Source organism: Streptomyces sp. NPDC004266 (assembly GCF_042874095.1).
GTDB lineage: Bacteria > Actinomycetota > Actinomycetes > Streptomycetales > Streptomycetaceae > Streptomyces.
The window spans coordinates 256677-274208 of the sequence record NZ_JBIAMM010000013.1; the positions used below are offsets into that span (position 1 = coordinate 256677).

At 74.6% G+C, this 17532-nt stretch carries 18 protein-coding genes; 9 read left to right on the forward strand and 9 right to left on the reverse strand.

Annotated features, from left to right (window positions below; genetic code table 11):
• Positions 1-29: 29 nt before the first annotated feature.
• Positions 30-1301, reverse strand: a complete 1272-nt coding sequence (locus ACFYUZ_RS28870; protein ID WP_389314061.1) for a YncE family protein — start codon at positions 1299-1301, stop codon at positions 30-32.
• A gap of 187 nt (positions 1302-1488) precedes the next feature.
• On the opposite strand from ACFYUZ_RS28870, the gene ACFYUZ_RS28875 reads away from it, so the two are divergent.
• Positions 1489-2091 (forward strand): CBS domain-containing protein, encoded by a 603-nt coding sequence (locus ACFYUZ_RS28875; protein ID WP_389314063.1) that lies wholly within the window; start codon positions 1489-1491, stop codon positions 2089-2091.
• 145 nt (positions 2092-2236) lie between these two features.
• On the opposite strand, the gene ACFYUZ_RS28880 is transcribed toward ACFYUZ_RS28875, so the two are convergent.
• The 3 genes from ACFYUZ_RS28880 to ACFYUZ_RS28890 form a co-directional block, all read right to left on the reverse strand.
• Complete coding sequence (locus ACFYUZ_RS28880; RefSeq protein WP_389314065.1) at positions 2237-2536, reverse strand: dsRBD fold-containing protein; 300 nt, start codon at positions 2534-2536, stop codon at positions 2237-2239.
• A gap of 100 nt (positions 2537-2636) precedes the next feature.
• Positions 2637-3464 (reverse strand): maleylpyruvate isomerase family mycothiol-dependent enzyme, encoded by an 828-nt coding sequence (locus tag ACFYUZ_RS28885; RefSeq protein WP_389314067.1) that lies wholly within the window; start codon positions 3462-3464, stop codon positions 2637-2639.
• A gap of 337 nt (positions 3465-3801) precedes the next feature.
• Positions 3802-4752: an NADP-dependent oxidoreductase gene (locus ACFYUZ_RS28890; RefSeq protein ID WP_389314128.1), complete on the reverse strand. Its 951-nt coding sequence runs from the start codon at positions 4750-4752 to the stop codon at positions 3802-3804.
• An 85-nt stretch (positions 4753-4837) separates the two neighbouring features.
• Between ACFYUZ_RS28890 and ACFYUZ_RS28895 the strand changes: the two genes are divergently transcribed.
• The 4 genes from ACFYUZ_RS28895 (at position 4838) to ACFYUZ_RS28910 (ending at position 9176) form a co-directional block, all read left to right on the forward strand.
• Positions 4838-5794, forward strand: a complete 957-nt coding sequence (locus ACFYUZ_RS28895) for a GlxA family transcriptional regulator (RefSeq protein ID WP_389314069.1) — start codon at positions 4838-4840, stop codon at positions 5792-5794.
• A 22-nt stretch (positions 5795-5816) separates the two neighbouring features.
• On the forward strand, positions 5817-6746 hold the full coding sequence (locus ACFYUZ_RS28900) for a LysR family transcriptional regulator (protein WP_389314071.1): 930 nt from the start codon (positions 5817-5819) through the stop codon (positions 6744-6746).
• Positions 6747-6801: 55 nt separating this feature from the next.
• The gene (locus ACFYUZ_RS28905) at positions 6802-7164 is read left to right on the forward strand and encodes a DUF952 domain-containing protein (protein ID WP_389314073.1); all 363 of its coding nucleotides are present in this window, start codon (positions 6802-6804) and stop codon (positions 7162-7164) included.
• A 542-nt stretch (positions 7165-7706) separates the two neighbouring features.
• A complete protein-coding gene (locus ACFYUZ_RS28910) occupies positions 7707-9176 on the forward strand; it encodes a multicopper oxidase family protein (protein ID WP_389314075.1) in 1470 nt (489 codons plus the stop codon).
• Between the two features lie 22 nt (positions 9177-9198).
• Here the strand turns inward: ACFYUZ_RS28910 and ACFYUZ_RS28915 are convergent, their stop codons facing one another.
• Complete coding sequence (locus tag ACFYUZ_RS28915; protein WP_389314077.1) at positions 9199-9684, reverse strand: VOC family protein; 486 nt, start codon at positions 9682-9684, stop codon at positions 9199-9201.
• A 279-nt stretch (positions 9685-9963) separates the two neighbouring features.
• Between ACFYUZ_RS28915 and ACFYUZ_RS28920 the strand changes: the two genes are divergently transcribed.
• Positions 9964-10536 (forward strand): antibiotic biosynthesis monooxygenase, encoded by a 573-nt coding sequence (locus tag ACFYUZ_RS28920; RefSeq protein WP_389314079.1) that lies wholly within the window; start codon positions 9964-9966, stop codon positions 10534-10536.
• Positions 10537-10539: 3 nt separating this feature from the next.
• On the opposite strand, the gene ACFYUZ_RS28925 is transcribed toward ACFYUZ_RS28920, so the two are convergent.
• Both ACFYUZ_RS28925 and ACFYUZ_RS28930 read right to left on the reverse strand, forming a co-directional pair.
• A complete protein-coding gene (locus ACFYUZ_RS28925; protein WP_389314081.1) occupies positions 10540-11325 on the reverse strand; it encodes an SAM-dependent methyltransferase in 786 nt (261 codons plus the stop codon).
• 64 nt (positions 11326-11389) lie between these two features.
• Positions 11390-12370 carry a GlxA family transcriptional regulator gene (locus ACFYUZ_RS28930; RefSeq protein ID WP_389314083.1) on the reverse strand — a complete coding sequence of 327 codons (981 nt, stop codon included), beginning with the start codon at positions 12368-12370 and terminating at the stop codon, positions 11390-11392.
• 74 nt (positions 12371-12444) lie between these two features.
• Between ACFYUZ_RS28930 and ACFYUZ_RS28935 the strand changes: the two genes are divergently transcribed.
• Positions 12445-13254, forward strand: coding sequence for a dienelactone hydrolase family protein (locus ACFYUZ_RS28935; protein ID WP_389314085.1), 810 nt, complete (start codon positions 12445-12447; stop codon positions 13252-13254).
• A 9-nt stretch (positions 13255-13263) separates the two neighbouring features.
• On the opposite strand, the gene ACFYUZ_RS28940 is transcribed toward ACFYUZ_RS28935, so the two are convergent.
• Positions 13264-13830 (reverse strand): GNAT family N-acetyltransferase, encoded by a 567-nt coding sequence (locus tag ACFYUZ_RS28940; RefSeq protein WP_389314087.1) that lies wholly within the window; start codon positions 13828-13830, stop codon positions 13264-13266.
• A 196-nt stretch (positions 13831-14026) separates the two neighbouring features.
• Here ACFYUZ_RS28940 and htpX point away from each other — a divergent pair, with 196 nt between their 5' ends.
• The gene (gene htpX, locus ACFYUZ_RS28945; protein ID WP_389314089.1) at positions 14027-14944 is read left to right on the forward strand and encodes a zinc metalloprotease HtpX; all 918 of its coding nucleotides are present in this window, start codon (positions 14027-14029) and stop codon (positions 14942-14944) included.
• 5 nt (positions 14945-14949) lie between these two features.
• Positions 14950-15621 (forward strand): hypothetical protein, encoded by a 672-nt coding sequence (locus tag ACFYUZ_RS28950; protein WP_389314091.1) that lies wholly within the window; start codon positions 14950-14952, stop codon positions 15619-15621.
• A 59-nt stretch (positions 15622-15680) separates the two neighbouring features.
• On the opposite strand, the gene ACFYUZ_RS28955 is transcribed toward ACFYUZ_RS28950, so the two are convergent.
• A complete protein-coding gene (locus ACFYUZ_RS28955) occupies positions 15681-17504 on the reverse strand; it encodes a PP2C family protein-serine/threonine phosphatase (RefSeq protein ID WP_389314093.1) in 1824 nt (607 codons plus the stop codon).
• Between the last annotated feature and the right edge of the window lie 28 nt (positions 17505-17532).

Here is a 17532-nt window from a genome sequence, read left to right on the forward strand (position 1 = left end):
GCGAGGGGGTGAGGGGGCTCGGCGGTTGCTCAGCCGGCGGTGGGGCCGGTCCAGTCGGCGGGGACGCGGGCGAGGCGTACGCGCTGGGGGTGGTCGCCGACGTCCACGCTCGCCACCCGCTGTCCGGTGGCGAAGTCGATCGCGGTGACCCGGTCGGCGCCGCTCTCGGAGACGACGCAGGACGTGCCGTCGCCGCTCACGGTCGCCCAGTAGGGCTTGGAGGCCGGGACGAGCGGGCCTTCCCGGAGGGTGTCGCGGTCGACCACGGTGGCGTAGTCGTCCATCGTCCCGGCGACGCAGAGCTTGTCGCCGTCGGGGCTGATCGAGAGGCCGTGGTGGCGCGAGTCGTTGACCCAGGTGGTGCGGTCGGGGTCGGTCGCCGGGTTGCCGGGGAGGTTCTTGAGGCGGGTGATGCGGTCGGCGTCGACGTCGTACTCCAGGAAGCCGTTGAAGAAGGAGACCTGGAAGTAGATCTTCTTCTCGTCCGGGGTGAAGACGAGCGGGCGGACGGCGTCGGAGAGGTCGCCGCGCCCGAAGGCGTCGAGGCGGTCGCGCATGTCGATGACGCGGACGGTCTCGAAGGTGCGGGCGTCGACGACGGTGATCTTCCGGTCCCCCTTGGTCCAGTCGAGCCAGGGGGCGTCGAGCGCGGTGGTGACCTCGCCGATCGACATGTTCCAGAGCAGGCCGTCGGAGGTGAAGACGTTCTCGTGGGGCTTGTCGCCGGTCTTGAAGGAGCCGACCTGGCGTCCGGTGGCGACGTCCAGGACGTGCACGGTGTTCGCGGTGGAGGCGGAGACCGCGACGCGGGTGCCGTCGGGCGAGAGGGCCATGTGGTCGGCGCGGTGACCCGCCACGGGGAAGCGCCAGTTGATCCGTCCGGTCCGCAGGTCGAGGGAGACGACGTCGGCGAAGCTGGGGCGGGAGACGACCATGGCGGTGCCGTCGGGGGTCGCGTACATGTCGTCGACGAACTGGTCGTGCCCCTCGCCCGGTCCGCTGCGGACGCCGAGGAAGAAGGCGAGCTTGACGGGGTTGAGGTAGATCTCGCGGAGGCGCTCCTCCTTGTCGGGGATCACGTTCACGCGGGCGACGCGACGGAAGTCGCCGTGGGAGGCGATGACGTCGGCGGTGCCGTCCCAGTTGTTGCCGACGAACATCACCTCCTTGAGCCCGGCGGGGGCGGCGGCCGGTCCCGGGACGGAGGCGGACCCGGCGCCCGCGGACGCGGCGACGAGGGTGAGGGAGGCCGCGAGGGCTCCGAGGAAGCGGCGGGTCCCGGACGTGCGGGGAGAGGGCATGGGGGGTCCTTCTTCCGTGGCGCGACGACGACTTACCGGAGGTAACCACGGCCGTGTCATGCTCACAAGCCCCTGTCGCACCCCGTTTCCCGCCGTGTTTCCGGCCACCCCTCGGACCCCCCTCGCACCAGGACGGGCCGCGGTGCGGGATCATGGAATCCGGAACGCAGAAGGGACGGAACGGACGATGAGGCACCGCAGTGTCGCGGACCTGATGACGCCCACCGCGGTCGCGGTGCAGCGCGGGACGTCGTTCAAGGAGATCGCGCGGCTCCTCGACGAGTACGGCATCACCGCGGTCCCGGTGGTCGACGAGGAGAACCGGCCGGTGGGCGTCGTCTCCGAGGCCGACCTGCTGCGGCGGCACACGGCCAAGGACGGCCCGAGCACGGCCGAGGCCATGATGTCGAGCCCGGCCGTGACGGCCCGGCCCTCCTGGACGGCGGTCGAGGCCGCCCGTCTGATGGAACGGCACCGGGTGAAGCGGCTCCCCGTCGTGGACGCGGACGGCCGGCTGATCGGGGTGCTCAGCCGCAGCGATCTGCTCCAGCTGTTCCTGCGGAGGGACCGCTCGATCCAGGAGGAGATCCGCGAGGACGTGATCGTCCGCATCCTGCACCTCTCCCCCTCGGCCGTGCACATCGACGTCGACGAGGGCCGGGTGACGCTCAGCGGCACCCTGGAACGCGCGAACCTCGGCCCGATCCTGGTCCGCCTGTGCGAGACGGTCGACGGGGTGGTGGAGGTCGTGGACCGGATGACGTGCGAAGGGGGCGAGGGCCCGGCCTAGGACGGGTGGGCGCTCCGGTCGGCCCCGGGTCCGTCGGACGCTCCGGGGCGGCGGGTTCTCCCCGGTGGCCGCGTCCCGGGCACGGGCGGGGAGCCCGGCGGGGCCGTTCCGGACCGCCGGGCTCCCGGTGCGGGTGGCGGCTCCGTCAGGAGACCGCCTCCGGCCAGCCGTACCCGGGGCCGGTGTGCTGCGGCACGGTGCCCGCCCCCACCGCCTCCATCTCCCGGTTGGCCTCCCGCATGAGCTTGCCCGCCAGGTCCTTCATCGCCCGGCTCGCGGCGAGTTCGTCGCCGATCGCCGGCACGTCCACGTCCGCCGGGTTGCACCGCGCGGAGCCGTGGCCCGTGAGGGTCGAGGTGCCGGTGGTCAGCCGGGCCTCGGCCTTCGTCCTGCCGCTGTCCTCGGTCAGTTCCAGGCCGACCGTCCATTCCAGCGTGCGGCTCATGGTCCGCCTCCTCGCATCGCCGGGCCGCGCGGAATCGAGGTGCGGCCCCTTCCGATACCTCCAGGATCCATCGGCCGGGACGGGAACGCGCGGGGACGGGTCAGGGCGCGCGGAAGAGGCGGGGGAAGCGGGGCGCCAGCCACGGCTTGCGGCCCCAGCCGAGGGCCCTGCCGCGCGCGATCACCGGCCAGGGGTCGACCCGTCCGAGGCCGAGGAGGAGGAAGGCGACCGGCTCCGTGAGGATCGTGCAGTCGGGACGGGCCGGTGGCTCGTGGCCGGTCCGGACCGCGCCGTCCGTGACGGTGACGCCGAAGCCCGGGCCTCCCCGGAGCCGTACGGCGAAGCTCGCGGTCAGGCCCGCGACGGCGGCCGGATCGGCGACCCGGGGCATCGCCTCGATCATGAACGGCAGGGTGAGCCCGACCCGGTGCGCGTCGAGCATGTGGGGCCGGCCCAGGGCCAGGGCGAGGTCGTAGCCGTGGCCGAGCATGTGGGTCAGCAGGTACGAGCCGAGGACGGCCGGGCCCATGGGGCCGAGCGGAGTGGAGAGCCGCTCGGCCGGGTCGCGCTCCTCGACGCCCGCGAGGAACGCGGCGGCCCGCTCCGTGATCATCTCGGCGAGCGGGCCGGGTGACCGCTCGCCGAATCCGGCGAGGGCGCGTTCGTTGGCCTCGGCCAGGCTGCCGGGGGTGCCGTCGCCGTAGGGGCGCTCGTACCCGGCGGCCAGGTCGGCCATGAGGGCGTTGGCCTGTGCCAGATGGGCGGCGGCCTCGCCGACCGTCCAGGTGGAGCGGGGGACGGGGAGCCGCGCGACGTCCCCGGCGCCGGCAGGCGCCTCGGCGCGCAGGACCGCCGCGATGTCGTCGGCGGTGCCCCGTATCGCCTCGGCCAGCCCCTCGGGGAGCACCCCGTCCGTCCGTCGCGCCATGGCTCCGCCCCTCCCCGGCTCCGGCGGCTCCCCGTGGAGCACCGGTAGGTCAGGGACCGTACCAGCGAGTAGGCCTTTCGGCACCGGTCGCGCCGGGAAGGTCCCCGCCCTCGGCCGCGGCGGCCACGAGGTCCTGGAGCCGGGGGCAGCCCGCGAGGTCGTCACGGGAGCAGCCGGCGCGCATGCGACCAGGCCGAGGCAGACCTGCGCCTCCGCCACCCGGCGCCGGAGCTCCACCCGGCGCCGGAGCTCCACCCGGTGGGCTTCGAGCCGCTGCCGGCGGACCGCCGGCTCCCCCTGGTCACGGCGTCCGGCGCACGGGTCCGCCGGGTCGGGCTCAGGCTCCGGCCGACGGGGCGTCGACGGTGAGGACGAGCTTGCCGGTGGTGCGGCCGGTCTCGCCGAGCGCGTGGGCCTTGGCGGCCTCGGCGAGGGGGAAGACGGCCTCGACGTGGGGGCGGAGGGCACCGGAGGCCACGAGGGCGGCGACGGCGTTCATCCCGGCGTGGTCGGCCTCGACGAGGAGGGTCTCCACGCGGACGCCCCGCGCGGACGCCCTGGCCGGCTCGTCGGGGTCGGTGGGCGGGAGGAGGGAGACGAGCGTGCCGCCGGGGCGCAGGACGTCGAGGGAGCGGGTGCGGGTGTCGCCGGACATCGGATCGAGGACCATGTCGACGTCGCGGACGACCTCGGCGAAGTCGGTGGTGCGGTAGTCGACGACCTCGTCCGCGCCCAGGGAGCGGACGAACTCGTGCTTCGGGGCACTCGCGGTGCCGATGACGTACGCGCCCAGGGACTTGGCGATCTGGACGGCGAGGTGGCCGACGCCTCCGGCGGCCGCGTGGATCAGGACCCGCCCGCCGGCGCCGATCCGGGCGGTGTCGACGATCGCCTGGTACGCGGTGAGGGCGGCGAGCGGCAGGGCGCCGGCCTGCACGTGGTCGATCTCGGCGGGCTTGTGGGCGAAGGCGCGGGCGGGTCCGGTCGCGTACTCGGCGTGGGAGCCCACTCCGTACGGGTACGGCAGCATGCCGAAGACCTCGTCGCCGGGCTTGAACACGGTCACGCCGAAGCCGACGGCCGCCACGACCCCGGAGACGTCCCAGCCGAGGACGAGGGGGAGGCGGTCGAGGAAGAGGGCGCCGGCGCGGTGCTTCCAGTCGGTCGGGTTGACGCCGGCCGCGCGGACGGCGACGAGGATCTGGCCGGGGCCGGGCACGGGCCGCGGGATCACGACCTCCTTGAGGACCTCGGCGGTTCCGTGGGCGTCCTGGCTGATGGCGCGCATGGTGGGATTCGTCATGCGCTCCAGCCTCGTCGCCGGCTCCGCCGCGTACCATGGCACGATTGCCATCTTTCGAAGGGATCCTGCCATGGGTGACCGTCATCGTGTCGTCGTCCTCGCCCTGGACGGGGTCTACCCCTTCGAGCTGGGCATCCCCAGCCGCGTGTTCGACGCGGCGGCCGAGCACTACGAGGTCCTGACCTGCTCGGTGGACGGCCTGCCCGTCCGCACCAACTCCGACTTCTCCGTGACGGTCGCGCACGGGCCCGAGGTGCTCCGCACGGCCGACACCGTGATCCTTCCGCCCTTCGACATGGCCCTCCTCTCCCGCGAACTCCCCGCCGGGGTCGCCGGGGCGCTGGCGTCCGTGCCCGCCGGGGCGCGCCTCGTGTCCATCTGCACGGGCGCGTTCGTCCTGGCCGCCGCCGGGCTGCTGGACGGCCGCCCCGCCACGACGCACTGGGCGCTCGCCGCCGTCTTCCGCCAGTGGTTCCCGCAGGTGGCGCTCGACCCCGACGTGCTGTTCGTCGACGACGGCGACGTGCTGACCTCGGCGGGCGCCGCGTCCGGCGTGGACGTCTGCCTGCACCTCGTGCGGAAGGACCACGGCACCGCCGTCGCCAACCACGTGGCGCGTGTGTGCGTCGTACCGCCCTGGCGGGACGGCGGGCAGGCCCAGTACATCGAGCAGCCCGTGCCGGAGGCCACCGCGAACGGGACCTCGGCGACCCGGCAGTGGGCGCTGGAGAACCTGCACGAGCCGCTCACGCTCAGCGAGCTCGCCGGCCACGCCCGGATGAGCCTGCGGACCTTCGCCCGCCGGTTCGACGAGGAGGTCGGCATGAGCCCCGGCCGCTGGCTGATCCAGCAACGGGTGGCCCGGGCCCGGCAGTTGCTGGAGACCACGGACCTCGCCGTGGACGACGTCGCGAGCCAGGCGGGCTTCACCACCGGCACCTCGCTGCGCCAGCACCTCCACGCGGCGATCGGCGTCTCCCCTCTCGCGTACCGGCGCACGTTCCGGGGAGAAGCCGCCCTCCCATAGCCCGGCCGATAGGCTGGGGCGGGTGAGACATAGGGATTCCGATGGTGCGGTGCAGCCGGTGGCCGATCTGAACCTGCTGCGGACGTTCCTCGCCGTCCACCGCTCCGGTTCGTTCACCGCGGCCGCGGGACTGCTCAGCCTGTCGCAGCCGACGGTGACCACCCAGATCCGCGCCCTGGAGCGGCAGACGGGGCGCGAGCTCTTCGAGCGGCTGCCGCGCGGTGTCGCCCCGACCGCCGTCGCCGACGACCTCGCCGCCCGGGTCGCCGGGCCCCTCGACGCGCTGGCCGCGGTGGCCGGGCACGAGGCCGCGTCCCACGAGCGGACCGCTCCCGTCCATCTGGCGGGCCCCGCCGAGCTGCTCTGTGCGCGCGTCCTGCCCGCCCTCGCCCCGCTGGCGGCCGAAGGCGTACGGCTGAGGGTGAGCCCGGGTCTGACCGAGCCGCTCCTCGACGAGCTGCGCGCGGGCCGGCACGACCTGGTGATCGCCACCTTCCGGCCGCGCGGGCGGGCGCTGACCGCCGTGCCGCTCACCGACGAGGAGTTCGTCCTCGTCGCGGCCCCCGTGTGGGCCGACCGCGTCAAGGAGCGACTGGCCCTGGAGGGGCCGGCGGCGCTGTACCCCGTCCCCCTGGTCGCGTACGCCGAGGACCTGCCCATAGCCCGCCGCTACTGGCGCCATGTCTTCGGGGCGCGGCTGTCCCGCCCCGCCGCCGTGACCGTGCCCGATCTCCGCGGGGTGCTCGCCGCCGTCGTGGCCGGAGCGGGCTTCAGCGTCCTGCCGCGCTACCTCTGCCACGCCGAACTGGCCTCCGGCGCCCTGGTGTCCCTGCACGAGCCGGAGGACCCGCCCATCAACACCGGCTATCTCGTCCAGCGCCCGGGCCGCCCCGACAACCCCGACGTGACCCGGGTCCGGGACCTGCTGATCGAGGCCGGGCCCGCCTGGTGACCTCCGGCGTCCCCGGCCCCGCGGAGGGCGCGGAACGCCCTGCTATAACCGGAGCATGATCTACCACGTGGTGACGCCCGCCGAATGGTCCGCCCGGCCGGAGGAGCCGTACGCCCCCGCCTCCCTCGCGGAGGAGGGTTTCGTCCACTGCTCCCCCGACGAGCCGACCACGCTCGCCGTCGTCGACGCCTTCTTCGGCAGCGCCTCCGGACCCCTCCTGGTGCTCCTCCTCGACGAGAGCCGGCTCACCGCCAGGACGGAGTGGGAGGCCGCCGCGCCGACCCCGCCGCCCGGCGTCCCCGAGGGGACCCTCTTCCCGCACGTGTTCGGGCCGATCGACCGCGGCGCCGTCGACGAGGTCCTGGAGGTCACCCGGGACGCGGACGGCCGGGCGACGGGCCTGGCGAAGACCGGCTGACCGGGGCCCCTCGGCCCTCCTCGCGAGGCCGAGCACGGCGACCCTCCTCGCGAGGCCGAGCACGGCACGGCGACGCCGGCCGGCCGTGCCGGTCTCCCGGGGACCCCGGCGCGCCTTCGAGCGCGTGCGGTCCCTCGCCGTCGTCCTGCCGGGCGCGATCGTCGGCGTCGACCTGGTGCCGGGCGTCCGCCCGCCCTGGTGCACCGCGGACCGTCTGCCTGCTGCCCGTGGCCCGCCTCGCGTTCCTCACCCGCGGCTGCGCCCCGCGCACCGCGTCCCCCCGTCGGGCCCTCCTCGTCCCCCGGCGCGCCTCCCGTCTTCCCCGCACGGAGTACCTGGCCCGGCGCGGGGGCGAACGGCCCTCGCCCCAGCCGTCACGCCGCCCGGGCCGACCAGGGGCGGCGCGCGGCGGGCCGTGCCGGCGCCGTCGCCGTGTGCGGTTCTCCCCGCTCTCGGTTAGACCTGGATCACAGGGTGTCGGCCGGCCCGCCGGAAGCCCCTCGTCCGGCGTCATGTGCCGCCCACCTCCCGGGAGGAAGCCGATGATCACCCGTCGCAGCGTGCTCGGCGGGGCCCTCGCCGCCGCAGGCCTGCCGTTCTTCGCCCCCGGCACCTCCGCCGGGGGCGAGGCGCACGCGGCGGAGGCCCTGCCGCCGGCCGGCCCGCGCCGTGCGCCCGCCCCCGTGCCGCCCGCCTTCGGCACGGCCATGCCGGTCCCGCCCGTGCTGCGCCCCCTCTCCTCGACGGGCGACGCGGACGTCTACGAGCTGACCATCCGCAAGGCCACCGCCGAGATCCTCCCCGGCGTCGCCACCGACGTCCTGACCTACGACGGGCACTTCCCCGGCCCCGTCATCCACGCCCGCTCCGGGCGGCGGGTCCTCGTCCGCCACCACAACGGCCTCCACATGCCCGTCACCGTCCACCTGCACGGCGGAAGCGTCCCGCCCAGCCACGACGGCAACCCGATGGACGTCTTCGCCCCCGGCACCGCGCGGACGTACGTGTACACCAACCGGCAGCCCCACGCCTCGCTCTGGTTCCACGACCACGCCCACCACATGGAGGCCGAGCACGTCTACCGCGGCCTGTCCGGCGGCTATCTGCTCACGGACGACCTCGAACAGAGCCTTCCGCTGCCCAAGGGCCGGTACGACGTGCCCGTCACGATCCGCGACGCCCGCTTCGACGAGCGCGGCCAGCTGGCGTACACGATGAGCGACCGGCAGCGCACCACCCTCCTCGTCAACGGCAAGCCCACCCCGTACTTCCAGGTCGCGGCCCGCAAGTACCGGTTCCGGCTGCTCAACGGCTCCAACCTGCGGCTCTTCGCGCTGAGTCTGTCCGACGGCACCCCGCTCACCCAGATCGGCTCGGACGGCGGGCTGCTCGAACGCCCCGTCGCCGTGCCCGTCCTCACGCTCTCGCCCGGGGAACGCGCCGACGTGGTCGTCGACTTCTCCCGCCACCCCGTCGGCACCCGGCTGGTCCTCGCCAACACCGGCCCCGGCCGGCCCGAGCAGACCGGCAAGGTGCTCCGCTTCGACGTCGTGCGTACCGCCGACGACCCCAGCCGCGTCCCCGAGGTCCTGCGGACGCTGCCGCCCGCCGCCGCTCTGCCCAAGGCCGCCGTCACCCGCCACATCGAGCTCGGCATGGACGAGGACGGGCGCCCCGACCCCCGGGGGTTCATCAACGGGCGGATGTTCGACCCCGATCGCGTCGACACCACCGTGGCGTTCGGGTCCTCCGAGATCTGGAACGTCACCAACACCAACAAGCGCGCCCCGCACAACTTCCACGTGCACCTGGTGCAGTTCCGGGTCCTCGAACGCGGCGGGCGGCCCGCGGGCCCGACCGAGGCGGGCCTGAAGGACACGGTGCGGGTCATGCCGGGCGAGACGGTGAAGCTGCACATGACGTTCGACGGCTTCCGCGGCGACTACGTGTACCACTGCCACATGCTCGACCACTCGGCCATGGGCATGATGGCCACCTTCCGGGTCCGGTGAACCGGCGGGCGGCGCGGGCCCCTCAGGCGCCGTCCCGGGGGAACTCCATGGCCCGCACGGCCTCCCCTGCCCGCTTCTCCATCTCCTCCGGGGAGACGTCCTCGACGTGCGTGGACAGGTTCCAGCGGTGTCCGAAGGGGTCCTCGAACTGTCCGGTGCGGTCGCCGTAGAACTCGTTCTTCACCGGTGACAGCTCCGTGGCGCCCCGGGCGAGGGCCTCGGCGAAGACCGCGTCGACGTCCTCGACGTACACGTGCAGGGTGACGGGCGTGCCGCCCACCGTCCTCGGCGAGCGGAAGCCCATACTCGGGAACTCGTCCGCGAGCATGATGAGCGCGTTCCCGAGCTCCAGCTCGGCATGGCCGATCGTGCCGTCGGGCGCCGGCATCCTCATCCGCTCGGTCGCCCCGAGCACGGCGACGTAGAAGTCGATCGCCTCCGCGGCCCCGTCGACGCAGAGGTACGGCGTGACGCGCGGATATCCCTCGGGGATGGCCTTGACGGTCACGGGACTCCCGCCTTTCCGGACAGGGCGGTCACCGCCGACCGCCGCCTGCGACCACTGATATCCCGAACCCGTCGGTCCGCTCCGGCGCCGCGCGGCGGCCCGGCGCCGAATGCGCTGAAGGAGCGACCGCCCCTCCGCACCGCTCCCGGCGGCCCGGCGGCCCGGGGACCCGGTGGCCCGCCGGCCCGGCGGCCCGGCGGCCCGGCGGCCCGGCGGCCCGGCGGCCCGGCGGTTCCGCGTAGAGTGGGCACGGGCGCGGCATGATCATGAGGAGTACCCATGACCGTGGCCCACCTCGAGCACACCACCGTCCCCGCCGACACCGGCGAGGTGACCCTGCTGATAGCCCGCCGGGTGGAGCCCGGTCACGAGGCCTCCTTCGAGCTGTGGGCGAAGGGCATCCTCGACACGGCGGCCGGCTTCCCCGGCCACCTCGGCTACGGGCTCTTCCGCTCCTCCGGCGGCGACGCCCCCTGGTTCCTCGTCCACCGGTTCCGGGACGCGGAGGCCTGCCGGGCCTGGCAGGAGTCCCCCGAGCGGGCCGCCTGGTTCGCCGACTGCCAGGGCCACCACCACACCGAGATCGCCCGGCGCGAGCTCACCGGCATGGAGACCTGGTTCGCCAAGCCGGGATCGACCCGGCCCGCGCCGCCCCGGTGGAAGATGGCGGTCAGCGCGACCCTGGCGATCTACCCGATCTCCGTGTTCGGCAGCCTCTTCCTCGTCCCCCGCCTCACCGCGCTCCCCCTCCTGCTGAGCAGCGCGGTCGTCGCCTGCGTCTTCAACGTGCTGATGACCTACGTGGCGATGCCCGCCGTGAGCAGGCTCCTGCGCGGCTGGCTGACCCCGTGACCCCTACCGCTTGCGGCCGACGCCCGCGTACATGGCGACGTCGGGCGTCTCCGTCTCCGGCCGCCACGCGGAGCAGGACACCACGCCGGGCTCCAGCAGCTCCAGGCCGTCGAAGTAGCGGGCGATCGCCCCGGGGGCGCGCTGGGTGAGCTTCGGGGTGCCGTGCTCGTTCCAGAACGCCACCGCCGCGTCGACGTCCGGCATGTCGGGGTGGGTGACCGTGTGGGACAGCACGAGGTGGCTGCCGGGGGCGAGCGCGTCCATCAGGCGGCGGACGATGCCGTACGACTCCTCGTCGTCCTCGACGAAGATGACGACCCCGAGCAGCATCAGCGCGACCGGCTGCGTGAGGTCGAGGGTCTTCGCCGCGGCGGCGAGGATCGTGTCGACGTCCCGCAGGTCCGCGTCCAGGTAGTCGGTGCGGCCCTCGGGCGTGCCGACCAGCAGGGCGCGGGCGTGCGCGAGCACGAGCGGGTCGTTGTCGACGTACACGACCCGCGCGTCGGGGGCGACGCGCTGGGCGACCTCGTGCGTGTTGTCGGCGCTCGGCAGTCCCGTGCCGATGTCCAGGAACTGCCGGACGCCCTCCTGCTCGGCCAGGTGCCGCACCGCCCGCCCCAGGAACAGCCGGTCCGCCTTCGCGTACTCCCCGATCCCGGGGTGCAGCTCGCGGATCCGGTCGCCGGCCTCCCGGTCGACCGGGTAGTTGTCCTTGCCGCCGGTCCAGTAGTTCCATATCCGGGCGGTGTGCGGCCGGGAGGTGTCGATGCGCGATTCGATGTCGGTCACGTCGTCAACGTATCGCAGCGCTCCGGCAACTCCCTTTCCCGGATGCCTCCTTGACCTACGCTGTTCACGTCGTCGGCTGTCGGCGGGAGCGGAAGGCCGCGCGGTGGGCGCTCGGCGGATGGCCCGTGTGCCGGATGAAGAGGGCGGTGAAGGTGCCGGGGTCGCGGTAGCCGACGGAGGCGGCGATGGCGGCCACGGTGCGGTCGGTGGTCTCCAGGAGGTGGCGGGCGCGGCGGACGCGGGAGGACTGGAGGTGCGCGAGGGGGGTGCGGCCCGTCTCGGCGGCGAAGCGGCGCAGCAGGGTCCGGGTGCTGACGCCGAAGGCGGCGGCGAGGGACGCGAGGTCGTAGCGGGCGGCGAGGTGCTGGTCGAGGTGGCGCATGACCCGCTCGGAGAACCCGTGGCCGGGCTGCGGGAGGAGCCGGGCGTCCACGTAGGGGGTCTGCGAGGTGCGCGCGTCGTCGACGAGGGCGAGGCGGGCGGTGGCGCGGGCCACGCGGGGCCCGCCGTGCCGGCGGATCAGGTCCAGCGCGAAGTCGTACATGGCGCTGAAGGCGGCCGTGGTCGTCACCCCCGTGTCGGTGACGACGAGTTCCTCGGGCCGGACGTCGGCGGCCGGGCGGCGCCGGGCCAGCGCGTCCGCGTGGAGCCAGGAGGTCGTGGCGCGGCGCCCGTCGAGCAGCCCGGCGTCGGCCAGCAGGAACGCGCCGACGCAGAGGGAGACGACGGCGGTGCCCGCGGCGAAGTGCGCGCGGATCGCCGCGATCTCGGGCGCGAGGGCGCCGAGCCGCTCGTCGGGGTCGGCGTCGAGGAGCAGCTCGAAGCCCGGTACGACGAGGACGTCGGACTCACGCAGCGGACCGACGTCCAGCCGGGCGCCGCCGGAGGCGGTGACCCGGCGGCGCGGCGAGACGATCGACACCCGGTAGCCCGGCCCTGCGGGCCCCGCGACGTGGCCGGCCATCGTCAACAGGTCCGGCACGCCGAAGACTTCGGAGGCGAAGCAGCCCGGATAGGCCAGGACACCGACGCGCAGCGCACTCATGGTGGCGAGATTACCGGTGGACTTGGCGATCTCGCCCCTCACCCGGTGCCCGGGCGGCGGGCCACGCTGGGCCCATGACTCCTCCTGCCGACGATCCGATCGACGACTTCGACCACCGCCTCGTCGACGTGGACGGCGTGGTGAAGACGGTCCACACGGCGGGTACCGGGCCCGCCGTCGTCGTCCTGCCCGAGATGCCCGGCATCAGCCCCGACGTGCTGCGCCTCGCCCGCTGGGTGCGGGACGCCGGCTTCACCGTCCACGTGCCCTCCCTCTTCGGGACCGACGGCGCCTTCCCCACGCTCGAAGGGGGCATGGAGGTGGTGCGGCGGGCGTGCGTCAGCGCGGAGTTCCGGGCGTTCGCCGGAGGCGGTACGAGCCCGGTCACGGCGTGGCTGCGGGGGCTGGCGCGCCGGGCGCACGCCGAGTGCGGCGGCCCGGGCGTCGGCGCGATCGGCCTCTGCTTCACCGGCAACTTCGCCCTCACCATGGCCCTGGAGCCGGCCGTGATCGCACCCGTGGTCAACCACCCCTCCCTGCCCCTCGACGACCCCGGCGGGCTCGAACTCGACGAGGCGGACGCGCACGCGATCCGGGAGCGGGTGGCCCGCGACGGGCTGACCGTCCTCTCCTACCGCTTCGAGGGCGACCGCTGGTGCACGGGCCGCCGCTTCGCCGCGTACCGCGCGCTGCTCGGGGACGCCTTCGACGGCCGTGTCCTCCCGGACGGCGCGGCGAACCCCGCTCCCCCGCCGTTCTTCGCCGAGCAGGTCGGCACGCCGCACAGCGTCGTCACCGCCCACCTCGTCGACGAGGCCGGTCACCCCACCGTCCGGGCCCGGGACGAGATCCTGGCCTTCCTGAGCGACCGCCTGCTCACCTAGTCTTCCGGGTCAGGCCGGGCCGGGCAGGTCGAGCAGCATCACGTCGTGGAGGTCCGCGGCTCCGCCTCCCGGCCGTGTCTCGCCGACCTTGCGGTAGCCCCACGCCCGGTAGGCGGCCGTCGCCGCCCGGTTCGCCGGGTGGACGTTCAGCAGCACCCGCTCGGCACCGATCCCGTCGAGCAGCGCCGTGTGCAGGGCCCGTGCGACGCCCTGGCCGCGCCACGGCCCGCGCACCGCGATCTCCATGAGGCCGAAGGTGCGGCGCCCGTCCTCGCGCCGCGTCCCGGCGGGCACGGGCTCGGTGAGCTCGTCCCACCACACCGCGTCGGGCGGGAGCGGCCTGCCGTACGCCATGCCGACCGGCTCGCCCTCCTCGGCACGGGCCAGGGCGGCGCGGAAACCGTGGTCGCCGGCCTGGACGGGGAAGCGGCGGAAGGCGGCGGCGACGCCGTCCTCGGTCTCGTGGTACGGAGGGCCGGCGAAGGCCTCGGCGTAGACCAGCCTGAACGCGTCCTGGGCCCGCACCGCGGCCGGTCCGTCCATGGGCTCGATCGCGACGGCCCCTCGCCCTGTCATGTGGTCCCCCTCGAACGGTCACGCGTAGGCGTCCGCCGCGCACGCGCGGCCGCCGGAACCCCGGGATCGTACCCGGCGGCTCCCCCCGCCCCGCCCCCGTTCCGGCGCGCGCGGGAGCACACTGGCTGAAGGGGGCGGAAGGCCTGCCCCGGCCCGGGTCCGGCCGGTCCCGCCCCTGCTGGAAGAGGGTGCGCGGATGTCCGGAACCCGGTCCTCGTCCCGCTCGCGCTACGCCCCCGACCGGGGGCTCGCGACCCGCATGGCGACGACGATGTTCCTGATCGGCCTGCTGTACGTGGTCTTCGTCGGCGTCCTACTGGTGCTGCTGCGCGGCTCCTGGCCCGTCATCCTGCTGATCACGGGCGCGCTGTTCGTGGGGCAGTTCTGGTTCAGCGACCGGATCGCCGCGCTGGGGATGGGGGCCCACGAGGTGACCCGCGAGCAGGCGCCCGAGCTGCACGGCACCGTGGACCGGATCTGCGCGCTGGCCGACATGCCGAAGCCGAAGGTGGCGATCGCCGAGAGCGACGTGCCCAACGCGTTCGCCACCGGTCGCGGCGAGAGGACCGCGCTCGTCTGCGTCACGACCGGCCTGCTGCGGCGCCTGGAGCCGGAGGAGCTGGAGGGGGTCCTCGCGCACGAGATGTCGCACGTGGCGCACCGGGACGTCGCGGTCATGACCGTCGCGTCCTTCCTCGGGGTCCTCGCCGGGATGATGACGCGGGTCGCGCTCTACAGCGGTCTCGGCCGCAGCCGGGACAGCACGGCGGGCATCGCCCTGATCCTCGTCCCCGTGGTCAGCGCCGCCGTCTACGTCGTCAGCTTCCTGCTGACCAGGGTGCTGTCCCGCTACCGGGAGCTGGCCGCCGACCGTGCCGCCGCGCTCCTCACCGGCCGCCCCTCGGCACTGGCCTCCGCGCTGACCAAGGTGAGCGGCGAGATGGCCCGGATCCCGACGAAGGACCTGCGCAAGGCGGAGCCGTACAACGCCTTCTGGTTCGCCCCCGCCTTCTCCTCCGGGGAGAGCCTGAGCCGGCTGCTCTCCACCCACCCCACCCTGGAGCAGCGGCTCGAACAGCTCGCGCGGATCTCGGCGCGGCTCGGTGAGGCGTGAGGGCGGTGGGATTCCTCGACAGCATCCTCGGGCGCGATCGGCCGGTGCGGCCGGACCTGGACCGCCTCTTCGGGCTGCCGGCCGCCGCGCTCACCCTTCAGGCGGGCACGGGCTTCGTGCCGGCCGGCGCCGGATCGGTGTGCTTCGCGGCGGTGGAGGGCGGCGCGTTCGCGCGCCTGAAGGAGGAGGTAAGGGACCTCCTCGACGTCGAGGTGGCGGCCGCGCCCGACGAGGGCGGGGCGGAGGGCGCCGGGCCGGGCGCGTACCCCGTGACGTACGCCTCGGACGCGTACGGCTACACCTGGCTCACCGTCCGGCGTCCCGCCGAGGACCTGATCGCGCTGGTCAACGACCTGCACGCGGTCAACGCGCTCCTGGAGGAGGTCGGCTTCGGCCCGAACCTGCTCTGCTCGCTGACCGCCTTCCGTCTTCCGGGGACGGAGGACGGATCGGGGAAGGCCCCGGCCGGCCCCCGCCGGCCCCCGGACCTCGCGCTCGTGTACCTCTACAAGCGCGGCACGTTCTATCCCTTCGCGCCCCGCGCGGACCGTGCCGAGACCCGCGACAACGCCTTTGAGCTGCAGGTCAGAGGGCTGCTCGCGGGTGACCTCCCGATGGAGCCCGACATGGAGCGGTGGTTCCCGGTCTGGGGCGCTCCGGGGCTCGGCGGGCTCTGACGGGGGCGGGGGCTGCCGTCCCCGCCCCCGGAACCGGGAGCCGGCGCTCGCCTCGTCGTTCAGTCGAGACGGATGGCGAGCATGCAGGCGTCGTCCTCGTGGCCTGCCTGGTCGGGGTCGGCGAGGACGGCGTCGATCAGGTCCTGGGGCGACACGTCCGGCGAGCGGCCGACGAGGTCGGCGAGACGGTCGATGCCCTTGGTGACGTCCTCCCCCCTGCGCTCGACCATGCCGTCGGTGTAGAGCAGCAGGAGGTCGCCCGGGTTCAGGGGGGTCGTGGTGGTCTCGTACGCGTAGCCGGGCAGCGCTCCGAGCAGGGGGCCGCGTTTGCCCGTGTGGAGGGGGCGGGCGTGGCCGTCGCGGAGGAGGAGGGGCGCGGGGTGGCCGGCGTCGGCCCAGTGGAGGGTGCGGGCGTCGTCGAGGTGGCCTGCGATGGCGGTGGCGGTCTGCTCCGAGGGGTCGCTGCAGACCAGCTCGTTGAGCCAGGTCATCATCTCGCCGGCGGACGCTCCGGTCTGGGCGAGGCCGGCCAGGGCGTGGCGCTGCTGGGACATGCGGGCCACCGCGTCCAGACCGTGGCCGGCGGCGTCGCCGATGGCGACCAGGACCCGGCCGTCGGGCAGGAGGCGGCACTTGTACCAGTCGCCTCCGACGGCCGCGTCGGGCTCGGCCGGTCCGTACGAGGCCGCCACGGTCAGGCCGACCGCCGCCAGCGCCTCGGAGTGGGTCGGCAGCAGGGCCTCGCGCAGCGCGTCGGCCACCCGCCGCTCCGCCCGTGTCTGGCGCCGGAGCCGGTCGGACTCGCGCTCCGTCTCGGCGAGCCTGCGGCGGCTGCGGATCTGCGGGGTGAGGTCACGGGCCACGAGGTTCACCGCCCACGGCCGCCCGTCGGTGCCGACGACCGGCCGTCCGAGCAGGTCGAGCGTCCGCACCTCCCCGAGGACCAGGAAGCGGATGCGGGTCCAGGCGGGTTCTTCCCCGGCCAGGACGGAGGTGAGGAACTCGGCGAACGCGGTGAGGTCGTCGGGCAGCAGTGCGTCGCAGAGCTGCTCCAGCTGCCAGGGCATCCCGACGTCGGCGTGGAAGATCCGGCTCAGCCCCTCCGACCAGGTCACCTTCCCCGAGAGCAGGTCCCAGTTGCCCCAGCCGAGGGAGGCGAGGTACTGGGCGTCGATCGTCATGAGTTCGGTCTGGCTCTGCACGGGCCGCCAGGTCGCGAGGACCTGCTCGCCGCAGAGCGCCGCCGAGTAGAGGAGCGGGGCGCGGTGGAGGCGGCCCAGGCGCTGCTCGGTGTAGTCGACGACGCGGCCCTCCAGCGGGCCGCCGCCGGCGACGACGTCGGTGAGCGCCGCGAGGAGTCCGCTCGTGGCCGCTCCGGGCCGGGCTTCCAGGAACCGCTGTCCGACCTGGCGGTCGGGGGCCTCCAGCCACTCGGCGGAGCGGACGCGGTTGCCGGCGACGATGCGGAAGTCCCGTACCACCCCGGTCTCGTCGGGGACCGGTTCGAGGAGGACGGCGGAGGCGGGGATCGCGCCGAGGACGGAGCAGGTGCCGGTGGCGCCGGGGTCGTGGGTGCTGCAGAGGCAGCCCGTCCCGGTGTCGTTGCGCGCCGGCAGGGTGGGCCCGGGGACGAGCGTCCGGACGGAGGCGGTGACCTCGTCCCCGGGGGTGGGGGCGGCAGGCCGGTCCGCGTTGCGGCGGACGGAGGAGCGCAGGGCGGAGACCTCACCTCCGATGAGGTCCTTCAGCTCTTCGACGGTGTCGGGCAGCGGAAATCCCATGATCGCCTCCCGGGGGTCGGTGGCACGCCGCAGGGTCGGCGGTCCCGGCTCTGCCACCACCGACTCGTTCTCCCGGCCCTTGCCCGCTCGTCCCGGGAGCATGCGCGGAACCGGGCGGCGGGCGGCGGCG